Source organism: Gordonia marina (assembly GCF_052036135.1).
Classification (GTDB): domain Bacteria; phylum Actinomycetota; class Actinomycetes; order Mycobacteriales; family Mycobacteriaceae; genus Gordonia.
This window is the reverse complement of the sequence record NZ_JBPSDN010000008.1, coordinates 102084-127278: the sequence shown is the minus strand read 5'-3', so window position 1 is coordinate 127278 and position 25195 is coordinate 102084. Positions and strand designations below refer to the sequence as shown.

Sequence of the window (25195 nt, the reverse complement as noted above, 5' to 3'; positions counted from 1 at the left end):
GTCAGCCCTTCCGGATGGCCTTCTCGACGTCGGCCGCCGGCAGTTCCTTGGTGCAGAAGAACCAGTCCTGGCAGTCCATCGGCCCGTCGTCGCCGGTCATCCGGTCCTTCGCGGTCCCGCACGACCCGGCGGTCGGCACGATCACCGGATCGCCGGGACGCCAGTCGGCCGGAGTCGCGACGTTGAAGGCGTCGGCGGTCTGCAGGCCCTTGATCACGCGGAGCAGTTCGTCGAAGTTCCGGCCCAGGCTCAGCGGGTAGTAGACGATGGTGCGGATCACGCCCTCGGGGTCGATCACGAAGACCGCGCGGACGGCCTTGGTGGAGTCCTCGCCGGGCATGATCATCCCGTACTTGCGGGCCACGTCCATGGTGATGTCCTCGATGAGCGGGAAGGTCACCTCCATGTCCTTGTGGCCGTTGTATTCGATCTTCTCGCGGATGGTGCGCAGCCATGCGATGTGGCTGTACAGACCGTCGACGGACAGTCCGACGAGCGCGGTGTTGTACTTCGCGAACTCGTCCATCATCGAGGCGAAGGTGATGAACTCCGAGGTGCAGACCGGCGTGAAGTCGGCGGGGTGGGAGAAGAAGATGACCCACTTCCCCCGGTAGTCCGCCGGGAAGTCGATCTCGCCCTGCGTGGTGACCGCCGTGAATTCCGGGGCCTTGTCGCCGATGCGGGGCATGGCGGCCGCGGCGGCGTCGTTCCGGTCGGTGGTGAGCTGTTCGGTCATGGTGTTTCCCGTCTGTCAGACCCGCTGTCCGGGTTCTTCTCTGGACAGACTCCAGATTATTAGATACCCCATGGGGTATCTAAGGAATGCGATCCCGCTCACTCCGAAGTGGGGACGAAAGTCCCGGACCGGTCGTGCGGATGACGCCAGACGTCGCGGATATTGTCGGCTGTCGACAGACGTCGCGGATCCTGGCGGATCTCTCCCGGACTCCGCGACAGATTCCGGCGGCGGCAAGATCCGCGACGGATCACGCCCGAGCGCCGTCCCGGGACAGCGGACCGGTCGGGACTCGGCGGCGACACGGGACACTCACCACGTTCGCGTCCCGGCTCAGCCGGCGCACCCGGACTGCGACGTGTGAACGGTCGTCGCGCCTGGTCAGCCAAGCCCTCTGTCACCACTTGAGGGGACAGGCGATTGTCCGCCTAGCAGGCCCCTCGTCTACCCTATGGGCGATATTGGCGATTCCGGCCGATACACACGAACGAAAGGGGTTCGCGCACATGCGGGCTACCACAGTGCTCACCGGCGGAGCCGTCGCCGCCGTCCTCATGGCAGGCGTCACCGCCTGTTCCAGCAGCGACGACGGCGGTTCGGGGTCCGGCTCGGCGGCGCAGACCACCGCCTCGGTCACCGTCCCCGCCGACGTCACGCTCACCCAGCCGGGAACCACGCTGAAGATCGGCGAGACCGCCTGGGTCCCCGCCGATGTCTACACGCTGAACTCGGCGCCCATCGGCATCACCGTCACCGGGATCGTCGCCGGCAACGCCGACGATGTGAATGCGGCTGCCGACGGCAAGGTGGAGGCGAGCGGCGAGGTGGTCTACGTCCAGTTCACCGTGACCAACGCCTCGGACACTCCGCTGCCCGAGGGGAAGCCCGCGGGCGGCCTGAACCTCGTCGGACCGGACAAGAAGAACATCACGCCGAAGTACGTGGTGCCGGGCACCAAGAACTGCGACGGTAAAGCAGAGACACCGGCCGGCATCGGCAAGGGCCAGTCGTTCACCTCGTGCCTGGTGGTGCGCGGCGGCAGCGAGTTCCTCGGCGCCGGATTCAGCTCGGGCAACGAGCCCTACGCGCCGACCTACCAGGGCAACCCGATCATCTGGAAGAAGTAGGCCGGGGAGCACCCGCCTGGCCGGGCCCCGCTCCGCTTTCGGCGGAGCGGGGCCCGATCGCTGCGCGGGGTGCCCTCAGACGACGTCGCGCACGCGGATGCCGACCGTGCCCGACGATCCCCGGCGGAGGCGCGAGCCCAGGATGGTCAGTTTCCCGAGGAGGCCGTACTTGCGCTCGATGGCGCGGGCCGCGACGGTGCCGTCGATGATCTCGCCGACCCCGGCCACGACCGGCCCGGACGTCTTCGATCCCCGCGCATCGCAGGCCTGAACCAGCACGTTGTTGTTGCGGCGCAGCCGCTTGACCTTCCACGAGTCGGCGACGGTCCACAGCAGCAGGTCGCCCGAGTCCGGTGCGGCCCACAGCGGCGACGCCACCGCGGTGCCGTCCTTCTTGTAGGTCGTGACCATGACGTACTTGGCGCGGGCGACCTCGGCGACCGAAGGAATGCTCATATCCGCCAGGGTAGCGATCGCGGCGCGGATCAGAGTTCCGGCCAGTGCCGTTCCAGACCGGCGAGGATGAACGCGATCTTGGTGTCGAGGGCGCCGCGGCCGGTCCACCACTCCTGCGGCGGAATGGCGACGTCGCGCTCGCCGATCGCTTCCCGCATCCGGTCGATGCCGCGCACGCCGGCGTCGTCGGTCGCCCGCATCGATTCGATGCCGAGGTGCGAGGCGAAGACGGTGTCGCCGATGAAGTCGAGAGCGAACCGCACCTGCCCGGGGGTGCAGCCCTGCGCGGTCAGGACGGCCGAGTAGGCGGTGAGAACGTCGTCGACTCTGGTCATGGCCGGCGGGAACGAGTAGACGAGGCGACTGAGCCCGGGGAAGTCCTCGCAGACCCGCCAGCATTCGTCGGCCCAGAGCTGCAGGGTGTCGCGCCACGGCGAGCCGTCCGCCGGTACCGCGAGGGTCGCGGCGGCGGCATCGAGGCAGGCCACGACCAGATCGTCGCGCGAGGGGAACAGCCGGTAGATGGCCGGGGTCACGACGCCGATACGCCGGGCGACGGCGGCGAGGGTGAAGCGGTCGACGCCCTCGGCGACGGCGGCGGCCACCACGTCGTCGGCGGTGAACGCCGGTTTCCGGCCCACCCGCCGGCCGCCGAGGACGCCGCCGCCCGACGGCGTCCCCTCCGGCGATCCATGCACGGGACCAGATTAGTCCGGGCGCGTCCCCGACTCGGCGAGCTGCCAGCCCTGCGCGCTGCGCAGCCGGTGCCAGAACCGGGCGTAGGTGCCGCCGGCGGCGATCAGTTCGTCGTGCGTGCCCTGCGCCTGGACGCGGCCGTCGTCGTCGAGCGCGACGATGCGGTCGGCGGCCGCGATCGTGTCGAGGCGGTGCGCGATGATCAGGACCGTCGCCTGCTTCCGCAACTCCTCGACGGCGGCGACGACGTTGGCCTCGTTCTCCACGTCGAGCGCCGAGGTCGCCTCGTCGAGCAGCACGATCGGCGCGCGCTTGAGCAGCGCCCGCGCGATGGCGACGCGCTGGCGTTCGCCGCCGGACAGTGCGCGCCCGCCCTCCCCGACCCGGCTCGCCCAGCCGTCGGGCAGCCGGTCGGCGATCTCGGTGACGCCGGCCAGCCGCCCCGCTTCCCGGGTCTCCGCGTCGGTCGCCCCGTCCCGGCCGACGGCGATGTTCGCTTCGAGGGAGTCGTCGAACAGGTAGACGTCCTGGAACACCAGCGACAGCTGGCCCATCAGCTGCTCACCGGTCTGCTCGCCGACCGGCACGCCGCCGACCCGCACCCGGCCGGCGTCGGCGTCGTAGAACCGGCTGATCAGGCGCGCGACGGTGGTCTTGCCGCTGCCCGACGGCCCGACGAGGGCCACCATGGATCCGGCGGGGACGCTGAGCGAGACGTCGCGGAGCACCGGCTCGTCGCCGTACCCGAACCGCACCCCGTCGAGTTCGACGGTCCCGGGCGCGGTGAGCGGCGCGGGTTCCGCCGGTTCGGGCAGCGGCTCCGCGGTGAGGACCTCGTCGATCGCGTCGAGCAGGGGCCTGCGCGACTCCAGGCTCATCGCGCTCGAGGTGATGGTCGAGAGGGTCGCCGTGAAGCGCAGCGCCAGACCGATGAACGCCAGCGCCGGAATCGGCTCCAGCGTCCCGGACACCGCGAACGAGCCGGTGAGGGTGATCAGCACGACGATCACGCCCTGGGTCACCATGCCGCTCAGGATCAGGCCGGCGGTCTCGATCCACAGCGCCTTGACGCGGGCGCGGTAGGTGCCCGCCATGGCGTCGTCGAGCGGGGCGAAGTGCTCGCTGCGGCCGCACGACCGGAGTGCGCCCTGGCATTGCGCGAACTCGACGATCCGGTCGGCCAGGTCCACTTCCTCCGGTTCGTAGATCGCGCCGCCACGCCGCATGAACCAGGTGGAGGCGAGGGTGATCGCCACGAACACCGGCGCGGACACGGTCAGCACCAGGCCGAGCAGCGGATTCCAGAACCAGGCGGCGACCACGATGACCACCGCCGAGGTGATCCGCGAGATCAGCGGGCCGATCATGTGCGCGAAGATCTCGCCGGCCATCATCAACTCGGACGACACCATGCGTGACAACCGCCCCGCCAGGGGCCGGGCGAACCAGCCGAGCGGCTGTTTGGACACCTGGTCGCCGACCAGCCGGTGGATGCTGTGGAGGAAGTCGAGGGCGACGCCGTAGGTTCGCTGTTCTTGCAGGTAGATGAGGCCGAAGTCGGCCACCGCAAGCACCGCGAGGACGATCAGCCAGCCGCCGATCCGCAGTCCCCATACGGGATCTCCGGAGGCCAGCGAACTGATCGCGGGCAACAGGGCCGCCAGCGCGAGACCTTCGACCAGGCCGCTGGCCGCGGCGGCCAGTAGTGCGGGCCGCAGGTCCTGCGGCCGGGAGATCATGCGCTTCATGCGCGGGATCACGTCGATCAGCGGAAGGTTCATCGGTTCTCTCCCCGGTCGGCGGGCAGCTGGGCGGTCGCCGATTCCCACAGGCGGGCGTACGACGGCTGGTTCAGCAGTTGGTCATGGGTGCCGGCCGCGACCACGCGGCCGCGGTCGAGCAGCACGATCTGGTCGACGCCGGCGATCACCTCCGGCCGGTGCGCGATGAGCAGCACCGTCTTGCCGCGAACCAGCTCCGACAGGGCCTCCTGGATCTGATGCTGCGATTCCGGATCGGTCAGGGCGGTCGCCTCATCGAGGATCAGCACGGGGGCGTCGACCAGGATCGCCCGGGCGATCGCGAGACGCTGCGCCTGCCCGCCCGACAGCCCGGTGCCGGCGCCGTAGACGGTGTCGAAGCCGTCGGGCAGCGCCTCGATCTCGTCGAGGATCCGGGCCGCGCGGGCCGCTTCCCGGATCTGCTCGTCGGTGGCCCCGGGGCGGCCGAGGGCGATGTTGTCGCGCAACGAAATGGCCGGGAGCTGCGGGTCTTGCAGGACGAAGCCGACGTGCGCGTACAGGTCGTCGATCTCGGCGACCGGCACCGAGCCGAGGCGGATCTGACCGGAGCGCGGATCGTCGAACCTGGCCAGCAGGGTCGCGGCGGTCGACTTCCCGGAACCCGACGGGCCGATCAGCGCGGTGATGGTGCCCTCGCGCAGCGTGAACGACACGTCGTCCAGGGCCGGCCCGCCGTCGCCCGACTCCCGGTAGGAGTAGCTGACGTGGTCGAACTCGACGTCGTGCCCGCGCGGCTCGGCGCGGCGGCCGTCGTCCGGCAGCACCGGGGTGTCGAGCAGATCGGTGAGCCGTCGTGCCGAGGCACCGGCCATCTGCGACGACCACATGGAGTTCATCAGCACCTCGATCCCGTACGGGACCAGCAGGGCGATGAGCGACGTCGCGAGCACGTCGGCGGCCGTGACGTCGCCGCGATGAACCAGCCAGGCGCCACCGCCGAGATTGATCAGCAGGACCAGCGGTACCGCCAGGAGCGACATCCCCAGCGCGCTGACGCGCAGCAGCGGCTTGACCCACTCGTAGTAGAAGACCTGGAATTCGCCGGCCGCGTCCTGATAGTTGCGGTGCGCGCGACCCACCCGGCCGAATGCCTTCACCACCGCGATGCCGGTGACGAACTCGACCATCCGCGCGGACACCACGCTCAGTTTCTTGTCCATCTCGACGGTCTTCTCGGCCATGCCGCGCATGCCGAGCGCCATCGAGGCCGCGTAGAGCGGGACCGTCGCGATGGCGAGCAGCCCCAGGCGCCAGTCGACGACGAAGGCGTAGATCATCAGCGCGAGCGGCATCACGACGGCCTGCGTGCCGTCGACCGGCTGGTGGGCGATCAGATGGTGGATGGTGCCGATGTCGTCCTGCAGCGCCTTGCGCACGCGCCCGGAGTTGGTGTCGGTGAACCAGTTGAGCGGGGCCTTGGCGAAGCGCTGGACCAGCCGCTGCCGGATGAGATGCCCCAGCCGGAGGTCGGCGAAATGCGTCACGCCGAGCGCGATGAAGTAGATCACCAGGCGCAGGGAGAAGGTGATGACGAGGATGCGGATCCACCGGTTCACATCGCCGCGGTCGACGGCGGTGTTCGACGCCGCGGCGTCGAGCAGGACGTCGCCGATGTGCACGAGCGCGATGTACGGCACCACCGCCAGCACTCCGGAGACCACCGCCATGAGGCGGCCGATGGTCAGCGGTATCGCGACCGGCCGCATGAGGTCTTTGAGCGCCCGCGCATCCGCGCGCTGCCGGGTTTTGGGGTCGTCGGGTATCTGGTCCGGGACCTCGGCCTCGGGCGCCACCGTCGTCGTCACCGCATCTCCTCGCGTTAGTTAGGATTGCCATACTTAATTATGAATCATATTCACAATAGGGTCGACGACGCTTCCGGACAAGGACGAGGGCACGCATGACTCCGGGAGGCCCTGCCTGGGAACGATCCTTCCCAGGCAGGATCTCGCCCAGGTGCGAATGCCGATCCGCGGCCACGATGGAGTCATGACTCAGATCAAGCACCTCACTTTCCGCAACCACGACATGTACTGGGACATCGCCGCCGACCTGTACCTTCCGGACGGCTTCGACGAGTCCAAGACCTATCCGGCCGTCATCACCGCGCACCCGATCGGCAGTTGCAAGGAGCAGACCTCGGGCAACGTCTTCGCCACCCGCCTCGCCGAGGAGGGCTTCGTGGCGATCGCGTTCGACGCGAGCTTCCAGGGCGCCAGTGGCGGCGAGCCCCGCCTGCTGGAAGATCCGACGCAGCGCGTCGAGGACTTCCGCCGCGTCACCGACTACCTGGTGACCCTCCCCTACGTCGACGCCGAGCGGATCGGCGCGCTGGGCGTCTGCGGCGGTGGCGGCTACGTCCTGAACGCCGGGCAGACCGAGAAGCGGATCAAGGCCGTCGTCGGTGTGACCCCGGTGAACTACGGCCGCATGGTGCGCGACAACTCCGCGGCGGCCGGCGGGCCGGTCGAGCTGCTGCGGCAGGTCGCCGCGCAGCGCACCGCCGAGGTGACCGGCGCCGAGCACGCCACCCAGGTGCTGCTCGCACCGTCCGCCGAGGCGGCCCGGCAGGTCGGCGACATCGACGTCATCGAGGCCTTCGACTACTACTGCACCCCGCGCGGCGAGGCCGAGCACGGCAAGGCCACCTTCGACATCGCCCACGGCGCCGCCGCGGTCGGCTGGGATGCGTTCCACCTCGCCGACGTGCTGTTCGATCAGCCGGTCCGCGTGTTCGTCGGCGACAAGAAGGGCGCATTCGGCGCGTACGACGACGGCCACACCTTCATCGAGAAGGCCGCCTCGACGGACAAGAAGATCACCGTCCTGCCGGGCGTCTCCCACTACGACCTGTACGACCAGCCGCAGGGCGCCGGCGCGGCGCTGGACGAGATCGTCCCGTTCTTCCGCGACGTCCTCTGACCCGGGTGTCCGGGAACTTGGACATGTGACAGCGGTCACCGTGCCGGAGACTTTCGATAGCTCCCAACGCCCGACGAAAGGCACCGACATGACCGCATTCACCCCGGACGACGCCACCCGCGCGCTCGGTGAAGCCTGGCCGAAAGCCCTGAACAGTCTCGACTCGTTCTTCGGACTCTGCGCCCCGGACTGCCAGGTGTGGCACAGCAACGACGACATCTGGGTCTCGGTGGAGACGGCGATCCAGAATGTGCACCGCCGCACCGCGGAACTCCCGGACTTCCAGCCGCGCGGCGTCACGTACACCGAGAAGGGCTTCTTCAACGAGTGCTACGTGGAGGTGGAGCTGATGGGCAACCCGATGAAGATCCACCTGATCCAGCTCGTCGACGTGGAGAACGGCAAGGCCGTGCGCGTCAAGGAGTACGTCGGACCCGAGATGCCCGTCGAATAGGACCGCTCCGGGATTTCGGCCCCACGACGACGAGGTCCCCGCTCCGTACGGAGCGGGGACCTCGTGTCGTTCGGCGACCTCGATCAGCCGATGGTCAGCGCGTCGGCGCTCGGGTCGACGTCGACGTGGACCACGTCGCCGTCGCGGATGTCGCCGGCCAGCAGCGCCTTGGCGAGCTTGTCGCCGATGGCCTGCTGGATCAGCCGGCGCAGCGGGCGCGCACCGTAAAGCGGGTCGTAGCCGCGCGCACCCAGCCATTCCTTGGCCTCGGTGCTGACATCGAGCGTCAGGCGGCGCTGCGCCAGCCGACTCGCCAGACCCTTCAGCTGGATGTCGACGATCGACACCAGTTGTTCGGGGCTCAGCGCCTCGAAGATCAGGATGTCGTCGAGCCGGTTGATGAACTCCGGCTTGAACCGGGCCCGCACCGCGGCCATCACCTGCTCGCGGTCCCCGCCGGCGCCCAGATTGGACGTCAGGATGAGGATCGTGTTGCGGAAGTCCACCGTGCGGCCCTGACCGTCGGTCAGCCGGCCCTCGTCGAGCACCTGAAGCAGCACGTCGAAGACGTCCGGGTGGGCCTTCTCGACCTCGTCGAACAGCACCACCGAGTACGGGCGGCGGCGCACGGCCTCGGTCAGCTGACCACCCTGGTCGTAGCCGACGTAGCCGGGAGGCGCGCCGACGAGGCGGGCGACGCTGTGCTTCTCGCCGTACTCGCTCATGTCGATCCGGATCATGGCGTGCTCGTCGTCGAACAGGAACTCGGCGAGCGACTTGGCCAGCTCGGTCTTACCCGTGCCGGTCGGGCCGAGGAACATGAACGAGCCGAGCGGCCGGTTCGGGTCGGCGACGCCGGCCCGAGCGCGGCGCACCGCGTCGGAAACCGCCGCGATCGCCTCTTCCTGGCCGATCACGCGCTGACCGATGTGCGCCTCCATACGGAGCAGCTTCTCGGTCTCGCCCTCGAGCATCTTGCCCGCGGGCACGCCGGTCCACGCCGACACCACCTCGGCGACGTCGTCGGGCCCGACCTCCTCCTGCAACATCACGTCCTGGTCGGGATCGGTGCCGGTCTTCTCGATCGCGGCCTCCAGATCCTTCTCCAGGGCCGGGATCTTGCCGTAGCGGAGCTCGGCCGCCTTACCCAGATCACCGTCGCGCTCGGCCCGGTCGGCCTCACCGCGCAGGTTCTCCAGCTCTTCCTTCACGTCGCGCACCGCGTTGATGACGTTCTTCTCGGACTGCCACCGTGCGGTCAGCTCGTTGAGCTTCTCGCGGTCGTCGGCGAGCTCCTTGCGAAGCTTCTCCAGCCGGTCCTTCGACGCGGCGTCGGTCTCCTTCTCCAGCGCGAGCTCTTCGACCTCGAGGCGCCGCACGACGCGCTCGATCTCGTCGATCTCGATCGGCCGGGAGTCGATCTCCATGCGGAGGCGCGACGCGGCCTCATCGACCAGGTCGATCGCCTTGTCCGGCAGGAACCGGGAGGTGATGTAGCGGTCGGAGAGCGTCGCGGCCGCGACCAGCGCGGAGTCGGTGATGCGCACACCGTGGTGCACCTCGTACCGCTCCTTGAGGCCGCGCAGGATGCCGATGGTGTCCTCGACCGAGGGCTCGCCGACGTACACCTGCTGGAAGCGGCGTTCCAGGGCCGCGTCCTTCTCGATGTACTGGCGGTACTCCTCGAGCGTGGTGGCACCGACCAGGCGCAGCTCACCGCGGGCGAGCATCGGCTTGATCATGTTGCCGGCGTCCATCGCCGAGTCGCCGGTCGCGCCGGCGCCGACGATGGTGTGCAGCTCGTCGATGAAGGTGATGATCTGGCCGTCGGAGGCCTTGATCTCGTCGAGCACGGCCTTGAGCCGCTCCTCGAACTCACCGCGGTACTTGGCACCGGCGACCATCGACCCCAGGTCCAGGGAGATGACGGTCTTGTCGCGCAGCGACTCGGGCACGTCGCCCTCGACCACGCGCTGCGCCAGCCCCTCGACGATCGCCGTCTTGCCGACGCCGGGTTCGCCGATGAGGACCGGGTTGTTCTTGGTGCGGCGGCTCAGCACCTGCACCACGCGCCGGATCTCGCTGTCGCGGCCGATCACCGGATCGAGCTCGCCGTTGCGGGCCCGCTTGGTGAGGTCGGTGGAGTACTTCTCCAGCGACTGGTAGGTGTCCTCCGGGTTCTCGCTGGTCACCCGGGCCGTACCGCGCACCGCCTGGAAGGCGTCGCGCAGTGCCTGCGGGCCGGCGCCGGCGTTCTGCAGCAGCTTGGCGGCGTCCGAATCGCCCGTCGCGAGGCCCACCATCAGGTGCTCGGTCGAGACGTACTCGTCGTTCAGCTCGGTCGCGAGATTCTGCGCAGCGGTGATCGCCGCGATCGACTCCCGGCTCAGTTGCGGCTGTGCGCTGGTGCTGGAGACGACCGGCGCCCGGCCGACCAGGCCCTTCGCCTCGGCCAGGGTCTGCTTGGGGTCCACGCCGACCGCCTTGAGCAGCGGCGTGGCGATACCGTCGGCCTGCTCCAGCAGGGCGACGAGGATGTGGGCGGGCCGGACGTCGGGATTCCCCGCGGCGGCCGCATCTTGGACGGCAGCCTGCAGAGCAGCCTGCGTCTTGGTGGTCGGAGTGAAGCTGTCCACTAGCTACGCCTTTCGTGTCGTACTCGCCGGGAACGAACCCCGGCGTCAAGTCTATGAGGCTCACTGCGGCCTCTCACCGGGTTCAACCAACCCAGAGTTGAGTCTGTTCCGCTTAAGTCTTGGAATGGTTGTGATCTGTGTCATGACTTCCGGGCGGCGCGGCGCGGACCGCGGCCCCTCGGCGACATCCTGTCCCGACCGTGACGTATCCGGCCGCCTCGACGACGTCCCGGGACACATCCACCGAGGTCGCGAGATCGAGACGGGATTCGTACGTCACGGTCGGGTCAGCCGGCGCCCTTCCCCGATGTGCCGGATGCACCCCCGCTTCGGTGAGGCGAGGCCCGACAGGAATCGGCGTCAGCGTCGGGCGCGTCAGCGTTCGCGACACCTGCCACGGGCCCGCGACAGCCACTCGGGGAAGCGACAGTCGCGGGAGTCGCGTTCCCCACGGGTGTCGCGCCGCGGGGTCGGGTGTCGCGGATGCCGGGCGGAAGCGGGGAGCCCGGGCGGGAGCGGGGAGCCCGGCGGCGCATCGCGCGCCCGTGCGTTGACAGCACGGAGCACACCTGCGATCGTCGACTAGACAGACCTACCTACCTAGTGAGCGATCGTGACCCCACCGGCCCGACTCCCCGCACGACGGCGACTTCTCGACGCCGCGGCGCGCGGCTTCTACGACGACGGCATCGCGAGCACCGGGATCGACACGATCATCGCGCGGGCGGGTGTCGCCAAGATGAGCCTCTACAACAACTTCTCGTCGAAGGCCGAGCTGGTCGCGGCCTACCTGGAGGAGCGCCACGAGGAATGGCTGCGCCTCTACGACGCTCGCCTCGCCGCCGCCCGGACCCCGCGCGAGCGCGTACTCGCCGTCTTCGACGCCTACCTCGATCACGCGTCGATGGCCTACGACCACGGATTCCGGGGCTGCGGCCTGCTCAACGCCGCCGCCGAACTGCCCGCGAGCAGCCCCGGCCGGGCCGCCGTCCGGGCCCACAAGGAGCACGTCGAACATCTCCTGAACCGCCACCTCGACGGCCTCGTCGGCGAGAGCCGCGCGGGCGAACTCGCCGAACACCTCTCCTTCCTTCTGGAGGGCTCGATGTCGCGGGCCGGCCTCGAGGGCGATCCGCGGCTGCTGCACCGGGCCCGGGCGATCGCCGAGTCCCTGCTCGACGCCCGGTGAACGGTTCTCGGGCCGCGGCGCTGGCGACCGTCGCCGCGGCGGTCCTCTGGGGCACCACCGGCACCGCCGCGGCGTTCGCCCCCGCACTCGGCCCGCTCCTGATCGGCGCGGTCGCGATGGGCGTCGGCGGCATCCTGCAGGCCGTCGTGAACGCCGGCGCGCTGCGCCGGGAGCGCCGCGCCCTGCACGACCGGCTCTCCGTCACGGCCCTCGGCGCCCTGTGCGTCGTGATCTATCCGCTCGCCTTCTACACGTCGATGCACGTCGGCGGCGTGGCGCTGGGCACCGTGGTCTCGCTCGCCTCGGCCCCGCTGGCGTCGGCGGTGATCGAGCGCGTCGCCGACGCCCGGCCGATCAGCCGCCGATGGGCGGCCTCCTGCGCGCTCGGCGTCGCGGGCTGCGCTCTGCTGTGTGTGTCACGAAGCGCGGGCACCGGCGGGAATGTGGTCGCGGGCGTGCTCCTCGGTCTCGCGGCGGGCGCCGCGTACGCGGGCTATTCGTGGGCGATGCGCCGCCTGATGGCGCACGACATCTCGCGTGGCGCGGCCGCCGGAGCCGTCCTCGGCGGGGGCGGCGTCGTGCTCGCGGCGGGCGCCGTCGCCGGCGGCGCGTCGCTCGCCGCGGCCCCGCCGTCGTCGTGGGCCGTCCTCGCCTACCTGGCCGTGGTCCCGATGTTCGGTGGGTACGTCCTGTTCAGCCGCGGCCTGGCCGGGATCGACGCGACGACGGCCACCACCCTCACGCTCCTCGAACCGGCGGTGGCGACGGTGCTGGCGGTCGGGGTGCTCGGCGAGACCCTCGCCGCATCGGGGTGGACCGGGATGGCCCTGCTCCTGGTCGCGCAGGTGGTCCTGGTCAGCCCGCGCGGCCGTCCCCGGCCGACGCGGCACGACAGACCGACCCGTAACGACAGACCATTACGCCCCGCAACTCAGAACGACAGCAGCCTGCCGTATCCGATCGACCACTGATCGACGCGCAGCGCCACGGTGACCGCGTCCCGGTCGACCGCCAGATCCACGATCCGCACCGCGTCGCCCAGCGCGGTCGGAATCGGGATCGCCGGGACCGCGCGCAGCCGGCGGCGCAGGCCGCTCTCGCCCCAGCCGGCATGGGCCGGATGCAGCTCCACCCGCCCGTTCACCACCTGAAGATCGACGTCCAGCCAACCGTGCCGGGAACGATGACCGGTCGGCCGCAGCCGTGCCCGCTGCCCGCCGAGCGGCTCCACGTCGACCCGCCCGAGGTGCCGCCGCAGCAGCGCCTGCACCTGGTTCCAGTCGGCCTCGATGAGGACGTCGAGCGGCGCGGCGACCAGCGTGGGCGAGAACCCGGGGCGCGTGTGCACGTTGCGCGGCCGCACCTCGACGCGGCGGGCCCGCAGCCCGTCGAACTCGATGTCGTCGCTGGTGATCAGGACATCGTCGATCTGCCCGAACGCCGTGCTGACCGGGTCGAAGGACGCTTCCAGGTCGCTGACCACCACCGCGAGCGGGCTTCCGCCGAGCGTCGTCTCGATCCGCCGCCCGATCAGCGTCGCGCGCAACGCCCCGAACAGCGGCTCGATCGGCAGGCGGATGGCCGTGTCGTATCCGGGGAGATTCGATCCGAGTCCGGCGAGCCACCCCAATGGACTGGTGTACCAGGGTTGACTCGTCACCGCTCTCCGTCGTCCGTCCGTACCGCCGCTTTCACGCTACGCCCCCGGCCGCGCCGCCCCGCACGGCCCGAACGATTGACGCACCGCCCGCCCGGGGGCTAGACCGGTGAACATGACCGACGCACCGATCAGCCGCTTCCCCGTCCCCACGCTCGACGAGCTGCCCGACGACATCCGCACGCGCATCCTCGACGTCCAGGAGAAGTCCGGTTTCATCCCGAACGTCTTCCTGGCCCTCGCGCATCGCCCCGACGAGTTCCGCGCGTTCTTCGCCTACCACGACGCGATCATGGACAAGCCCGGCAACGTCACCAAGGCCGAGCGGGAGATGATCGTCGTCGCCACCTCGGCACCGAACCAGTGCCAGTACTGCGTGGTGGCGCACGGTGCGATCCTGCGGATCCGCGCGAAGAACCCGCTGCTGGCCGACCAGGTCGCCACCAACTACCGCAAGGCCGATCTCACCGACCGCCAGAAGGCGATGCTCGACTTCGCCCTCAAGGTCTCGCAGCAGGCCTACGCGGTGAACGACGACGACTTCGCGATCCTCGCCCGCCACGGACTCGACGAGGAGGACGCCTGGGACATCGCCGCGATCTCGTCGTTCTTCGGCCTCTCCAACCGGATGGCGAACGTGACCTCGATGCGGCCGAACACGGAGTTCTACGGCATGGGCCGCTGACCCCGGCGATCGGCTATACAGAGGGAGTGACCACCGCCCCCGACGACGCCGCCCTCGCCGCCGACCTGGCCACCTTCCCGCCGCTCGACGCGCTCAGCGCCGAACAGCTCGCGCGCGCCGTCGATGCGGCGAGTATCGAGACCTTCGCGGCCGGGGAGGTGGTGCTCGACGCCTTCGCGCAGACGACGTCGGACCTGCTGGCCGTCCTCGACGGCGAGGTCGCGATCTGGAACGACCCCGAGAAGCTGCTGCAGGGGCCCACCGAGCGGGGCTCGCGCGGACGACTCTTCGGATTCTCCGCCTACCTCGCCGGGCAGCCGGTCGGCCCGCGGATCGTCGCGAACACGCCGACCACGCTGGCCCGGATCCCCGCGCCCCTCGTCGAACCCGCCTTCGCCTCCCCGGCCGGGGCACGCTTCCTCGCGCTCGACGGCACCCGGGCGTACCGGATCACCGCCAGCACACCGATGTACCTGCGCGTGGACGACCTCATCGAGTCGCCGCCGCTGCTGGTCGACGCCGCGACGCCGGCGCACGAGGTGGCCCGCGCGATGACCGGCCGGAGCCTGTCGTGCGCGGTGATCAGCGCCGACGACGGCACCTACGGCCTGCTCACCGACACCCTGCTGCGGGCACGTCTGCTCGCCGAGGGCCGCTCGCCCGACACCCCGGCGCACCTCCTGATGGTGCATCCGGCGCCCGCCGTGCGGCCCGACGAGTCGGCCGCCGAGGCACTGCTGGCGATGCTCGACGGCGGGCACGACCACCTGATCGTCACCGATCCCGGCGGCATCCTCCGGGGCGTGGTCGGCACCAGCGATTTCGTCGTCTCGCCGACCACCGCGGGGGTCAGCCTGCACGAGCAGATCCGCCGGGCGCCGACCGCGCAGCAGCTGGTCGACCGCGCCCGGCAGGCACCGGAGATGCTCGCCGACCTCGCCGACCGCGGCATGGACGCCGAGCGGGTGATCGCGGTCTACTCCACCGTGGTCGACGCCGTTGTGCGGCGCGCGATCGCGCTCGTCTTCGCCGGCCGCCCCGACCTGGACACCGACGCCTTCACCTGGCTGTCCCTGGGCAGCAACGGCCGCCGCGAGGCCGTCCCGAGTTCCGACATCGACGCGGCCGTCGCCTTCCGCAACGACATCGACGACGAAGCGGCCGACGTCTACCGCGAGGCCTTCACGGATGTGGAGAAGCTGCTGGTCCGGGCCGGGATCAGGGTCGACGGCCACGGCGCGGTGCCGCATCGCCCGCCGTTCTCGCGCACCAACGCGCAGTGGCGGGCCGCCGCGCGGCGGTGGCTGACCGCGCCGGAGGAGGAGAAGGCCACCATCATGGCCTCGATCCTGGTCGACGGCCGGCCGATCTGGGGCGACCTCGCACTGCCCGAGGTCACCCGGGTCTTCGGCGGCTTCCGCCGCCATCCCCGGACCATGGAACTGCTGCTGGCCGAGTCCCTCTCGCATCGGGCGCGCGGCCGCTCCATCCGCGACGCGCTGGTCGGGAAGGGCGACACCTTCGACATCAAGAAACGCACGCTGCTCCCGATCGTGAACATCGCCCGCTGGGCCGCGCTCGGCGTCGAGTCGACCGAGCTGCGGACCACCCGCCGGCTGGCCGCCGCGGCCGGCTCGGAGATCCTCCGCCGGCACGACTCCACGCGGCTCATCGAGATCTTCGAGAGCCTCGAGCGGATCCGGCTGCGTCATCAGCTCGGGCAGATCGTGCGCGGCGAGACGCCGACCGACGTGATCGACCGGCGCACCCTCAGTCCGATCGAGCGCAGCGTGATCGGCGAGTCGGTCCGGGAGATCACCGCGGTGCAGCGGCGCATGGACCGGGTGTCGTCGTACCTGCCGGTCGAGTCGTGGGCGACCCGTCCCGCGGAGCGCTGACCGACCCCGACCGAGATCCACACATTCGGCGCAATTCGGGCTTACTCCCAGGTTTGTCTGACAATCTTCACGAGGTGGTCTACATTACAGACACGCATCGCCGGGGAGACCCCGATGCGCCGTGACGAGGTGAATGGCGCCTCGTCTTTCCTGTGAAGGAGTGGGAGATGGCGATCGACGTCGAGGTCGAATACGAAGCGGCCGACAAACATCTCAAGCGCACCATCGGACTGTTCAGCCTGATCGGCCTCGCCGTCAGCATCCAGGTCGGCTCCGGCTGGCTACTGGCGACGCTCGCGGCCGTGTCACGCGCCGGGCCCGCGGCCATCGTGGCGTGGGTGCTCGGTGCGGTGTTCTTCGCCGTCATCGGCATCTCGTGGATGGAGCTGGGCACCATGCTCCCGCGCTCCGGCGGCGGCGTCCGGTATCCGCGCATGACGCACGGCGGGTTCCTGTCGTGGATCAACGGCTGGGGCTACCTGATCGCCGTCATCGCGCTGCCGGTGATCGAGACGCAGGCCGTGCTGACCTACGTCGGCGGCCACTGGAAGCATCTCGGTCTGATCAAGCAGTCCGGCGACGGCCCGGTCATGCTGGCCTGGCCGACCGGCATCATCACCGGCTGGGTCGTCCTGCTGATCTTCTTCGCGCTGAACATCTTCGGCGCCAAGCTGCTCACCGAGTCGAACAAGGTGGTCACCATCTGGAAGCTGGTGATCCCGGCGCTGACGGTGATCCTGATGTTCACCGCCTTCGACAGCTCCAACTTCAGCGAGCACGGCGGCTTCGCCCCGATGGGCTGGGGCGCGGTGTTCGGCGCGGTCTCCGGCGGCGGCATCGTGTTCGCCTACGTCGGCATCCGCCAGATCGTCGACTTCGGCGGCGAGGTGATCAACCCGAAGCGGAACATCCCGCTGGCCATGCTGATCGGCGGCCTGCTGATCCCGCTGGTCCTGTACACGCTGCTGCAGACCGCGTTCATCGGGGCCATCGACTGGAGCAAGGCCGAAGTCGCCCGCGGCGACTGGGCCGGGCTGTTCACCTCACCGTGGGCCTCGGAGCCGCTGCTCGCGGCGGTGACCGCGGCCGGCTTCTCCTGGTTCGCCCTGGTTCTGCTGTCCGACGCGGTGCTGTCCCCGGCGGCCTGCGGCTGGGTCTGGGTCGGCCTGGGCGGCCGCACGCTGTACTCGATGTCGGTCAACAACGAGATGCCGCAGAACGTGCAGAAGATGAACCGGTTCGGCGTGCCGTGGCTGGCCCTGACCATCACCACCGCGGTGGGCTTCCTGATGTTCCTGCCGGTGCCGTCCTGGTACACGTTCGTCGGCATGGTCTCGACGGCCCTGGTGCTCAACTATCTGATAGCCGGGCCGTGCATGGCGGTCTTCGCCCGGTGCGCGCCCGAACTGCCGAGGCCGATCAAGGTCCCGGCGAGCACCTTCTGGGGTTGCGCGGGCTACGTCTGCTCGCTGCTGCTGTGCTTCTGGGCCGGCTGGATGACCATGGTGAACGTGATGACCGTGGTGATCATCGGGCTGCCGATCTACGCGTCGTACTCGTCGGTGAAGTCCGGCTTCACCCCGCGCGCGGCGTCCGGCGCCCTGTCGCTGGTCTTCACCGTCGTCTGGGTGGTCGTGGCCGTCCAGTCGGGCTGGCTGTTCGCCGCGAGCTACGACGTCAAGCACTGGAGCGCCGCGGTGTATCTGCCGGTGTTCCTGCTCCTCGTGGTGGCGTTCCTCGCCGCACTGTGGGCCATCAGCAACGCCGAGGGCCGCAAGCTCATCGGCGCCGGCCTCTGGGTGCTCGTCGCCCTGATCGGCGCGCTGTTCCTGTCGTACTTCGGCGACACCGGGCCGCAGCCGATCTTCCGCTACGGCACCGACATCGTGGTGGTCGTGATACTCGGCGTCCTGACCTATCTCTGGGCGGTCCGCGTCGGACACCGCACGTGGGAGATGGATCAGGTGGTCCAGCGGACCCTGCTCGATGCCGAGCTGGAGGAGGCCGCGGCCGCGAGCCAGGCGCAGGCCGTCTCCTGAAATCTTCTCCTCCGCCGTATGCCGTCCTCGGTATGCGGCGGAGGAGAAATTTCTCTGCGCACAAACATGGGATGTTAGGATCTTTAAATGGAGCCGATCACCGTTCCGCCCCGGACCAGCACGCTCGTCGTCGATCGCATGCACCAGTGGATCCGGGAGGGCACGTGGCCGGTGGGTTCGCGGATCCCGGCGGAACCCGAACTGGTCGAGCAACTGGGCGTCGGCCGCAACACGGTGCGCGAGGCGGTGCGGGCGCTGGAGCACGCCGGTCTGCTGGTCCCCCGCCGCGGCGACGGCACCTATGTGCGCAGCCGGAACGTCCTCACCGAGGCGATCGCCCGCTCGGCGGCCGAGTCCGAACTGATGGACCTGCTCTCCACCCGGCGCGCCATCGAATCGGAGGCGGCGGCGCTCGCCGCCCTGCGGGTCGACGACGCCGCCCTGACCGAGCTTCGGGAACTGCGCGGCGGAGCCGTCGCCGCGCTGGCCCGCGACGACCTCGACCGGCACGTCGAGGCCGACATCGCCTTCCACCGCCGGCTGGTGGACCTGTCCGGCAACCGCCTGCTCACCGACCTGTACGACGGGATCATCGAGGTGATCCGGCGCAATCACCCGGCACTGGCCCGCGCCACCGACGGCCACCGCGCCCAGCCGGACGGGCACGACCTGGTGCTGGATGCGCTCGCCGCCGGCGATGCGGCGGCGGCGCGTCTCGCCGTCCACGACTACCTCGACGACGCGGCCTCCGGGATCTCGCGGTGACCGCCCAGCTCACGGTCGACGACCGCCGCGCCGCCCGCCGCGGCACGGCCGCCCTCATCGTCGCGGCCGTGGGTGTACTCCTGGTGGCGGCGAATCTGCGTCCCGCGGTGGTCGCGGTGGCGCCCCTCATCGGCGACATCCAGCACGACACCGGGTTCTCCGGTGCCGTCGCCGGGCTGCTGACCACCCTGCCGCTCATGATCTTCGGACTGGTCGCGCCGGGCGCGCCGTGGCTGGCCGCGCGATTCGGCATCGAACGCACGGTCTTCGCCGCCCTGCTCGTCCTGATCGGCGGCATCCTCCTGCGGTGGGTGCCCGCCGCGGCGCCGCTCTTCGCCGGTACCGTCCTCGCCGCCGCGGCCATCGGCGTCTGCAATGTGGTGCTGCCGGGCCTGGTCAGGCGCGACTTCGCCGGGCACGCCGGGCTGATGACCGGCCTCTACTCGATGACCGTGTCCGGGGGCGCGGCCGCCGCCGCGGCGTTCACGGTGCCGATCGACGACGCCGTCGGCGGTGATTGGCGGCTGACGCTCGCCGTGTGGGCCGTGCCGGTACTGATCGCCGCCGTGGTCTGGACTCCCCAGCTCAGCCGCCTCAGTACCGGGCGATACGTCCGGCCGAAACCCCTGTGGCGCAACAAGATCGCCTGGGCCATCACCCTGCTGATGGGCTCACAGTCGTTCGTCTTCTACACCTTCGCGGCCTGGCTCCCGGCGTACCTGGCCGACCTCGGCTACTCGCGGACCCAGGCCGGCGCGATTCTGGCGGCCGGCCAGTTGGTCGCCGTATTCGGTTCGCTGATCACCCCGATCATCGCCGGGCGCTTCTCCGATCAGCGGGCGATCGGTCTCCTCATCACCTCGCTCAGCGTCGCCGGACTGGCCGGGCTGCTGCTGACCGGCGGCGGCACCGTCTTCTGGTGCATCCTGTTCCTCTCCGGCCCGGCGTCCACCCTCGGTCTGTGTCTGCTGCTGATGGTCCGCCGCAGCAATTCGACGGAGCAGACCAATCAGGTGTCCGGGATGTCGCAGACCGTCGGCTACCTGCTCGCCGCGGCCGGCCCGTTCCTGCTCGGCGCGGTCTACGACCTCACCGGTTCGTGGCATCTGGCCTTCCTGGTGATCGCCCTCGCGCTGGCCAGTCAGGCGTGGGGTGCGGCGGTCGCCGGACGCGACGTCGCGATGACCGACTGACGCGGTCAGCGCACGTAGTCGGCGCCGGTGATGTCGATGGTCGCGCCGGTGGCGTGCCGGGCCCGGCCGGACGCGAGGAAGACGATGGTCTCGGCGACCTCGGCCGGCGGGACCGGCTCGCCCATCGGCAGGGCGGCGGCCGCCTCCTCGTCGAGGCCGTCGGCGGCGAGTTCTGTCGCGACCCAGCTCGGGGCGACGGCGTAGGCGAGGATGTTCTCGCCGGCGAAGCCCCGGGCGATGCCGCGCGAGAGAGCGAGCAGGCCGCCCTTGGCCGCGCCGTAGGCGAGGTGATCGGCGTCGTCGCCGCGGTGCGACGAGCGGCTGGCCAGGTTGACGATGATGCCGCCGCCGCGCGTGCGGAAGTGCTGGATCGCCCGGCGCGAGAGGTCCGCCGCGGCGGTGAGGTTGAGCGCGAGAGCGGTCGCCCACCCGGAGTGCCAGGCGCCGTCGTCGTCGAGCGGCGAGGCGATCCACGCGCCGGCGTTGTTCACCAGCACGTCGATGCCGCCGGCCAGTTCCACCGCCTCGGCCCAGATCCGTTCGGTCTCGGCGGGGTCGGTCAGGTCGCCGCCGACCACCAGTGCGCGCTCGCCGAGTTCATCCGCGAGCCGCCGCGCGGCCGCGGCCTGGGAGCCGTAGTGGATGACGACGGTCGCGCCCTCACGGTGCGCGGCCCGCGCGGTCGCCGCGCCGATCCCCCGCGAGCCGCCGGTGATCAGCAGCGTCGTGCCGGCCAGCATCACGACACGGCCTGCGCACCGGTGATCTCGACGACGGCGCCGCAGATGTACGGCGCCTCGTCGGAAGCGAGGAAGGCCACCAGGGCGGCCACCTCGTCGGGCCTGCCGACCCGTCCGAACGGGACCAGCGCGTCGAGGTCGGCGACGGTGCGGCCGGTCCGGGCCAGTCCCGCCTCGACCATCGGGGTCAGGATCTCGCCCGGGCACACCGCGTTCACCCGCACCTTGTCCGGTGCGTAGTCGCGCGCCAGGTTCTTGGTCAGCGCCACCACGGCCGCCTTGGAGACGTTGTACGCGACATGCGCGGGCGCCGGGTGCAGACCCCACTGGGAGGCGGTGTTGACGATCGCGCCGCCGCCCGCGGCGATCATGTGCGGCAGCGCGGCCCGGCACAAGTGCACCATCGCGTCGACGTTGACCGCGAAACTGGCCGCCCAGTCCTCGGGGGTGATGTCGAGCAGCGCTCCGCGGCGATTGATGCCCGCATTGTTGACGAGCACGTCGAGGCGCCCGTACCGGTCGATCACCGTGTCGACCAGCGCGGACGCCGCCGCCGCGTCGGTGAGGTCGACGGCGAAGGCTTCGGCGCGCTGGTCCCTGGCGAGTAGCCCGCGCGCGGTGGTCCGCGCGGCCTTCTCGTCGACGTCCACCACGATGACGTGCGCACCCTCCGCCGTCAGTCGTTCGCAGATCGCGCGGCCGATACCGCCGCCTCCGCCGGTGACCACGGCGACCCGGCCGTCGAATCGCTCAGTCATCGTCGATGCCTTCCGCTGACCGGTCACTTCGCGACGAAGAAGAATCGCTTGTTGACGAACTCGTCCATCCCCAGCGGTCCCATCTCACGACCGAACCCGGATCGCTTGACCCCGCCGAAGGGCAGTTCGGCGGCCTCCGCGGCGACGATGTTCACGTGCGTCATACCGACCTCGAGCCGGGAGGCGACCGCCACGGCGCGCGCCTCGTCGGCGGCGAACACGCAGCCGCCGAGCCCGAACGCCGTGTCGTTCGCGACCTCGAGCGCCTCCTCGTCGCTCGACACCTTGACGACCACCGCGACCGGCCCGAATATCTCCTCGCCGAAGATCGACGACTCCCGGCTGACGTCGGTGAGGACGGCGGGCGAGAAGTAGGCGCTGTCGTCGTCGGCCAGGACCCCGCCGGCCACCAGCGTGGCGCCTTCGGCGACGGCGCGGCGCACCTGCTCGTCCACCTGCTCGGCCGCGGCGCGTGAGGACAGCGGCCCGTACGACCGCTCCGGCATGTCGAGCGGATCGCCGGGGACGAGTCCGTCGGCCAGCGCGGCGAGCTCGGCGACGAACTCGTCGTAGATGTCGTCCATGACGATCATCCGCTTGTTGCTGTTGCAGACCTGACCGCCGTTGTAGACGCGGAAGTCCCAGCCGTCCTTGGCGACCGCGGCCACGTCGTCGGCGGACAGCACGACCATCGGATCGTTGCCGCCGAGTTCCAGGACGGCCTTCTTGAGGTGGCGGCCGGCCTGCTCGCCGATGATCGCCCCGGCCCGCTCCGATCCGGTCAGGGAGACGCCCTGGACGCGGGGGTCGGCGATGATCGTCGCGATCTGGTCGTGGGTGGCGTACAGGTTGGTGTACGCGCCGGCCGGCACGCCCGCCTCTTCCATGATCGCCTGGATGGCCTGCGACGACCGCGGGCAGATGTCGGCGTGCTTGAGCAGGACGGTGTTGCCTAGGACGAGGTTCGGGGCGGCGAACCGCGCCACCTGGTAGTAGGGGAAGTTCCAGGGCATCACGCCCAGGAGCGGGCCCACCGGGCGACGCTCGATGACGGCCTTTCCCGGAACGGTGCTGGGGATCTCGACGTCGGTGGCCAGGCTCGGCCCGTACACCGCGTAGTAGTCGATGATCGACGCCGCGAACTCGACCTCCTCGACGGCCTCCCCGAGCGACTTGCCCATCTCCTCGGTGATGATCCGCGCGAGGCCGGTCTTCCGTTCGGTGAACAGTTCGGCGACCCGGCGCACGATGCCCGCCCGCTCCTGGATGCTCCGCTGCCGCCATTCGCGGTAGGCGGTGTCCGCGTCGGTGATCGCGCGGTCGATCCGTTCGTCGGAATCCGCGTCGAAGGTCTCGACGACCTGCCCGGTCGCCGGGTTCTGCACTCGATACCGTGCCATTTTCGGGGGACCTCCTGGGTCGTGGTCGAAGCGGGACGCGGCCGTCAGCCGGCCGTGCCCCAGATGTCGCCGACGGTGTAGCCGGCCGGGAAGGGGTCGTCGTCGTCGAGCACGTACTGGTTGAATCCGGTGATCCAGCCGCGCCCGCGGATGCTCGGCAGCACGGCCGGGTGATCGCCGACCTGTGTGGTGCCCCGCAGCGTTCCGGTGAAGGTGGTGCCCAGCAGGCTCTGGTGGACGAAGTCCGCGCCCACCGGCAGCTCGCCGCGGGCGTGTTTGGCGGCCATCCGGCCGCACGTGCCGGTGCCGCACGGCGAACGGTCGAGCACACCGGTCCAGGTCTTCTCATCGTCGAGGTCGACCACTCCGTTGGGCAGCACGACGGTGTTGCGTCCGGTGTACTCGCCGTCGATGTCCGCCGGGCCGTGCAGCATCACCAGCCCGATCCGGTCGATGCCGGGCTGGCTCGGATGCCGCACCGGAACGTCGCGCTGGGCGACGGTCCGCAGCACCGATCCGGCCCGCGCGAGGTCTTTGGCGGCCTCCGGGCGCAACTCGACGCCTAGGTCGGCGGCCCGGGCCTGGACGAAGAACTGTCCGCCGAAGACGATGTCGACCGGGACGGTGCCGTACTCGGGCAGTTCCAGCGGAAGGTCGAGGGCGACCGCGAAGGCCGGCACGTTGTCGAAGGTCACGCCGGTCACCCGGCCGCCGGTGATCTCGGCGCGGGCGTGCACGGTGCCCGCCGCGGTGTCGAAGCTCAGCCGCGTGACCGGCTCGGTCACCTCGATGGCGCCGGTCTCCACCAGTGCGGTCACCGCGCAGATGGTGTTGCTGCCGGACATCGGGGTGAAGCCGCCCTGTTCCAGCACCACCATGCCGAAGGCGCTGCCGGGCTCGATCGGCGGGAGCACCAGCGCCCCGCACAGCCCCGGGTAGCCCCGCGGCTCCCTCAGCAGGAGCTTGCGGAAGTCGTCCAGATGCTCGGTGCAGTACGCGAGCCGCTCGGCCATGGTGTCGCCCTTGACCAGCAGGGAACTGCCGATGATCACCCGGCCGGCTTCGCCGGCGGCGTGCACGTCGATCGCGTGAATCAGCTTGCGGGACACGGCGCTGCGCTCCTCACTCGACGACGTCGACGCCCGCGGCGCGGAGCAGGCCGGCGAATTCGGCGCGGTACTGCGGCGCGAGCGGCCGCACCGGCGGGCGGGCCGGACCGGCGCCGACACCGACCAGTTCCGTCCCGGCCTTGATCCCGGCCGGGTAGTTGTGGGCTTCCAGGAACTCGCAGATCGGGAAGATCGTGGTCCAGAGTTCGCGGCCGCGGGCGAGGTCGCCCTGGACGGCGAGAGTGTCGTACAGCTGGGCGCACAGCCCGGGGATGACGCTCGCGGTGCCCCACACCGATGCCTTGGCACCGAGCGACAGACCGTAGAAGGTCAGCGTGTCCCACCCGTTGATGACGGTGATGTCGTCGGCGTGGTTCTCGAAGACCTGGGTGAGCTTGGTGGCGTCGCCGCCGGTGTCCTTGTAGCAGGTCACGTTGGTGGTGCGGCCGAGCTCGGCGAACTGCTCGGGGGTGAGGTCGACGCCGGTGGCGGCCGGGATGTTGTAGTACATGATCGGGATGTCGACGGCGTCCGAGATCGCGCCGTAGTGGGCGAGCAGTCCGGCCCAGTCCATGTCGCCGTAGAACGGCGGGACCACCATGACCGCGTCGGCGCCGGCGTCGGCGGCGTGCCGGGTCAGGTCGATCGTCTCGGCGGTGCTGAGCGCACCGGTGCCGGCCACCACCGCGCCGCGGCCGCGGGCGGCCTCGATGTAGAGCTCGTTGACGCGCTTGCGCTCGGCGGTGGTCAGCGTGGTGAACTCGCCGGTGCTCCCGCCGGGGACCACACCCGCGCAGCCGCCGGAGAGGATGTGATCGACCTGGGCGGCGACGCCCTTCTCGTCGATCGAGAGATCGTCGTTCATCGGGGTGACGACGGCGGCGAGGACGCCGGTGAACTGCTGGGACACGGGGTTTCCTTATGTCGGTGGGG

The 25195-nt window shown here is 70.3% G+C and carries 22 protein-coding genes; 10 read left to right on the top strand and 12 right to left on the bottom strand.

The annotated features are described in order from the left end of the window. Nucleotide 1: 1 nt before the first annotated feature. Nucleotides 2–736, bottom strand: a complete 735-nt coding sequence (locus ACSEEN_RS07080; RefSeq protein WP_247866132.1) for a peroxiredoxin — start codon at nt 734–736, stop codon at nt 2–4. A 506-nt stretch (nt 737–1242) separates the two neighbouring features. Between ACSEEN_RS07080 and ACSEEN_RS07075 the strand changes: the two genes are divergently transcribed. Further along, nucleotides 1243–1863: a hypothetical protein gene (locus ACSEEN_RS07075; protein ID WP_440712758.1), complete on the top strand. Its 621-nt coding sequence runs from the start codon at nt 1243–1245 to the stop codon at nt 1861–1863. Nucleotides 1864–1938: 75 nt separating this feature from the next. Here the strand turns inward: ACSEEN_RS07075 and ACSEEN_RS07070 are convergent, their stop codons facing one another. From ACSEEN_RS07070 to ACSEEN_RS07055, 4 genes are read right to left on the bottom strand one after another with little or no spacing between them, the layout of a single operon-like run. After that, on the bottom strand, nt 1939–2319 hold the full coding sequence (locus ACSEEN_RS07070; protein WP_247866131.1) for a PPOX class F420-dependent oxidoreductase: 381 nt from the start codon (nt 2317–2319) through the stop codon (nt 1939–1941). Between the two features lie 29 nt (nt 2320–2348). Next, nucleotides 2349–3017: a TetR/AcrR family transcriptional regulator gene (locus ACSEEN_RS07065; protein ID WP_440712757.1), complete on the bottom strand. Its 669-nt coding sequence runs from the start codon at nt 3015–3017 to the stop codon at nt 2349–2351. Nucleotides 3018–3026: 9 nt separating this feature from the next. Further along, entirely contained in the window at nt 3027–4796 is a 1770-nt protein-coding gene (locus ACSEEN_RS07060) for an ABC transporter ATP-binding protein (protein WP_440712756.1), read from the bottom strand. After that, complete coding sequence (locus ACSEEN_RS07055; RefSeq protein ID WP_440712755.1) at nt 4793–6622, bottom strand: ABC transporter ATP-binding protein; 1830 nt, start codon at nt 6620–6622, stop codon at nt 4793–4795. The genes ACSEEN_RS07060 and ACSEEN_RS07055 overlap by 4 nt, the downstream gene beginning before the upstream one ends. 184 nt (nt 6623–6806) lie before the next feature. Between ACSEEN_RS07055 and ACSEEN_RS07050 the strand changes: the two genes are divergently transcribed. Both ACSEEN_RS07050 and ACSEEN_RS07045 read left to right on the top strand, forming a co-directional pair. Beyond that, nucleotides 6807–7739, top strand: a complete 933-nt coding sequence (locus ACSEEN_RS07050) for an alpha/beta hydrolase (protein WP_366942198.1) — start codon at nt 6807–6809, stop codon at nt 7737–7739. A gap of 88 nt (nt 7740–7827) precedes the next feature. Further along, a complete protein-coding gene (locus tag ACSEEN_RS07045; protein ID WP_298444961.1) occupies nt 7828–8193 on the top strand; it encodes a hypothetical protein in 366 nt (121 codons plus the stop codon). Between the two features lie 83 nt (nt 8194–8276). Here ACSEEN_RS07045 and clpB read toward each other — a convergent pair whose 3' ends face one another. Then, entirely contained in the window at nt 8277–10829 is a 2553-nt protein-coding gene (gene clpB / locus ACSEEN_RS07040; protein ID WP_440712754.1) for an ATP-dependent chaperone ClpB, read from the bottom strand. A gap of 613 nt (nt 10830–11442) precedes the next feature. Here clpB and ACSEEN_RS07035 point away from each other — a divergent pair. Further along, the gene (locus ACSEEN_RS07035; RefSeq protein ID WP_298444965.1) at nt 11443–12018 is read left to right on the top strand and encodes a TetR/AcrR family transcriptional regulator; all 576 of its coding nucleotides are present in this window, start codon (nt 11443–11445) and stop codon (nt 12016–12018) included. Next, complete coding sequence (locus ACSEEN_RS07030) at nt 12015–12989, top strand: DMT family transporter (protein ID WP_440712753.1); 975 nt, start codon at nt 12015–12017, stop codon at nt 12987–12989. Before ACSEEN_RS07035 ends, ACSEEN_RS07030 begins: the two co-directional genes overlap by 4 nt. On the opposite strand, the gene ACSEEN_RS07025 is transcribed toward ACSEEN_RS07030, so the two are convergent. Continuing rightward, a complete protein-coding gene (locus ACSEEN_RS07025) occupies nt 12950–13678 on the bottom strand; it encodes a hypothetical protein (RefSeq protein ID WP_247866119.1) in 729 nt (242 codons plus the stop codon). The two genes, ACSEEN_RS07030 and ACSEEN_RS07025, sit on opposite strands and share 40 nt — an antisense overlap. A 112-nt stretch (nt 13679–13790) precedes the next feature. Here ACSEEN_RS07025 and ACSEEN_RS07020 point away from each other — a divergent pair, with 112 nt between their 5' ends. From ACSEEN_RS07020 to ACSEEN_RS07000, 5 genes are all read left to right on the top strand, one after another. Further along, entirely contained in the window at nt 13791–14360 is a 570-nt protein-coding gene (locus ACSEEN_RS07020; protein WP_247866117.1) for a peroxidase-related enzyme, read from the top strand. Nucleotides 14361–14386: 26 nt separating this feature from the next. Further along, complete coding sequence (locus ACSEEN_RS07015; protein ID WP_371308534.1) at nt 14387–16258, top strand: putative nucleotidyltransferase substrate binding domain-containing protein; 1872 nt, start codon at nt 14387–14389, stop codon at nt 16256–16258. Nucleotides 16259–16425: 167 nt separating this feature from the next. Beyond that, on the top strand, nt 16426–18297 hold the full coding sequence (locus ACSEEN_RS07010) for an APC family permease (RefSeq protein WP_298444240.1): 1872 nt from the start codon (nt 16426–16428) through the stop codon (nt 18295–18297). An 87-nt stretch (nt 18298–18384) separates the two neighbouring features. Next, nucleotides 18385–19062, top strand: coding sequence for a FadR/GntR family transcriptional regulator (locus tag ACSEEN_RS07005; protein ID WP_298444242.1), 678 nt, complete (start codon nt 18385–18387; stop codon nt 19060–19062). Beyond that, on the top strand, nt 19059–20255 hold the full coding sequence (locus ACSEEN_RS07000) for a CynX/NimT family MFS transporter (protein ID WP_440712752.1): 1197 nt from the start codon (nt 19059–19061) through the stop codon (nt 20253–20255). Before ACSEEN_RS07005 ends, ACSEEN_RS07000 begins: the two co-directional genes overlap by 4 nt. 5 nt (nt 20256–20260) lie before the next feature. On the opposite strand, the gene ACSEEN_RS06995 is transcribed toward ACSEEN_RS07000, so the two are convergent. Genes ACSEEN_RS06995 through ACSEEN_RS06975 form a run of 5 tightly spaced genes read right to left on the bottom strand, consistent with a single transcriptional unit; the run spans nt 20261 to nt 25172 of the window. After that, nucleotides 20261–20995: an SDR family NAD(P)-dependent oxidoreductase gene (locus tag ACSEEN_RS06995; RefSeq protein ID WP_440712751.1), complete on the bottom strand. Its 735-nt coding sequence runs from the start codon at nt 20993–20995 to the stop codon at nt 20261–20263. Then, on the bottom strand, nt 20995–21753 hold the full coding sequence (locus tag ACSEEN_RS06990; protein ID WP_298444247.1) for an SDR family NAD(P)-dependent oxidoreductase: 759 nt from the start codon (nt 21751–21753) through the stop codon (nt 20995–20997). Before ACSEEN_RS06990 ends, ACSEEN_RS06995 begins: the two co-directional genes overlap by 1 nt. Before the next feature lie 23 nt (nt 21754–21776). Next, nucleotides 21777–23153 carry an NAD-dependent succinate-semialdehyde dehydrogenase gene (locus ACSEEN_RS06985; RefSeq protein WP_440712750.1) on the bottom strand — a complete coding sequence of 459 codons (1377 nt, stop codon included), beginning with the start codon at nt 23151–23153 and terminating at the stop codon, nt 21777–21779. 44 nt (nt 23154–23197) lie between these two features. Next, nucleotides 23198–24262 (bottom strand): proline racemase family protein, encoded by a 1065-nt coding sequence (locus tag ACSEEN_RS06980; RefSeq protein WP_371308529.1) that lies wholly within the window; start codon nt 24260–24262, stop codon nt 23198–23200. Between the two features lie 13 nt (nt 24263–24275). Further along, complete coding sequence (locus ACSEEN_RS06975) at nt 24276–25172, bottom strand: dihydrodipicolinate synthase family protein (RefSeq protein WP_440712749.1); 897 nt, start codon at nt 25170–25172, stop codon at nt 24276–24278. Nucleotides 25173–25195: the final 23 nt, after the last annotated feature.

Bases quoted from the DNA above. Each gene is read 5' to 3' on its own strand.
- ACSEEN_RS07080 (WP_247866132.1), bottom strand. From the start codon at position 736: ATGACCGAACAGCTCACCACCGACCGGAACGACGCCGCCGCGGCCGCC.
- ACSEEN_RS07075 (WP_440712758.1), top strand. From the start codon at position 1,243: ATGCGGGCTACCACAGTGCTCACCGGCGGAGCCGTCGCCGCCGTCCTC.
- ACSEEN_RS07070 (WP_247866131.1), bottom strand. From the start codon at position 2,319: ATGAGCATTCCTTCGGTCGCCGAGGTCGCCCGCGCCAAGTACGTCATG.
- ACSEEN_RS07060 (WP_440712756.1), bottom strand. From the start codon at position 4,796: ATGAACCTTCCGCTGATCGACGTGATCCCGCGCATGAAGCGCATGATC.
- ACSEEN_RS07050 (WP_366942198.1), top strand. From the start codon at position 6,807: ATGACTCAGATCAAGCACCTCACTTTCCGCAACCACGACATGTACTGG.
- ACSEEN_RS07045 (WP_298444961.1), top strand. From the start codon at position 7,828: ATGACCGCATTCACCCCGGACGACGCCACCCGCGCGCTCGGTGAAGCC.
- ACSEEN_RS07020 (WP_247866117.1), top strand. From the start codon at position 13,791: ATGACCGACGCACCGATCAGCCGCTTCCCCGTCCCCACGCTCGACGAG.
- ACSEEN_RS07010 (WP_298444240.1), top strand. From the start codon at position 16,426: ATGGCGATCGACGTCGAGGTCGAATACGAAGCGGCCGACAAACATCTC.
- ACSEEN_RS07005 (WP_298444242.1), top strand. From the start codon at position 18,385: ATGGAGCCGATCACCGTTCCGCCCCGGACCAGCACGCTCGTCGTCGAT.
- ACSEEN_RS06995 (WP_440712751.1), bottom strand. From the start codon at position 20,995: ATGCTGGCCGGCACGACGCTGCTGATCACCGGCGGCTCGCGGGGGATC.
- ACSEEN_RS06990 (WP_298444247.1), bottom strand. From the start codon at position 21,753: ATGACTGAGCGATTCGACGGCCGGGTCGCCGTGGTCACCGGCGGAGGC.
- ACSEEN_RS06985 (WP_440712750.1), bottom strand. From the start codon at position 23,153: ATGGCACGGTATCGAGTGCAGAACCCGGCGACCGGGCAGGTCGTCGAG.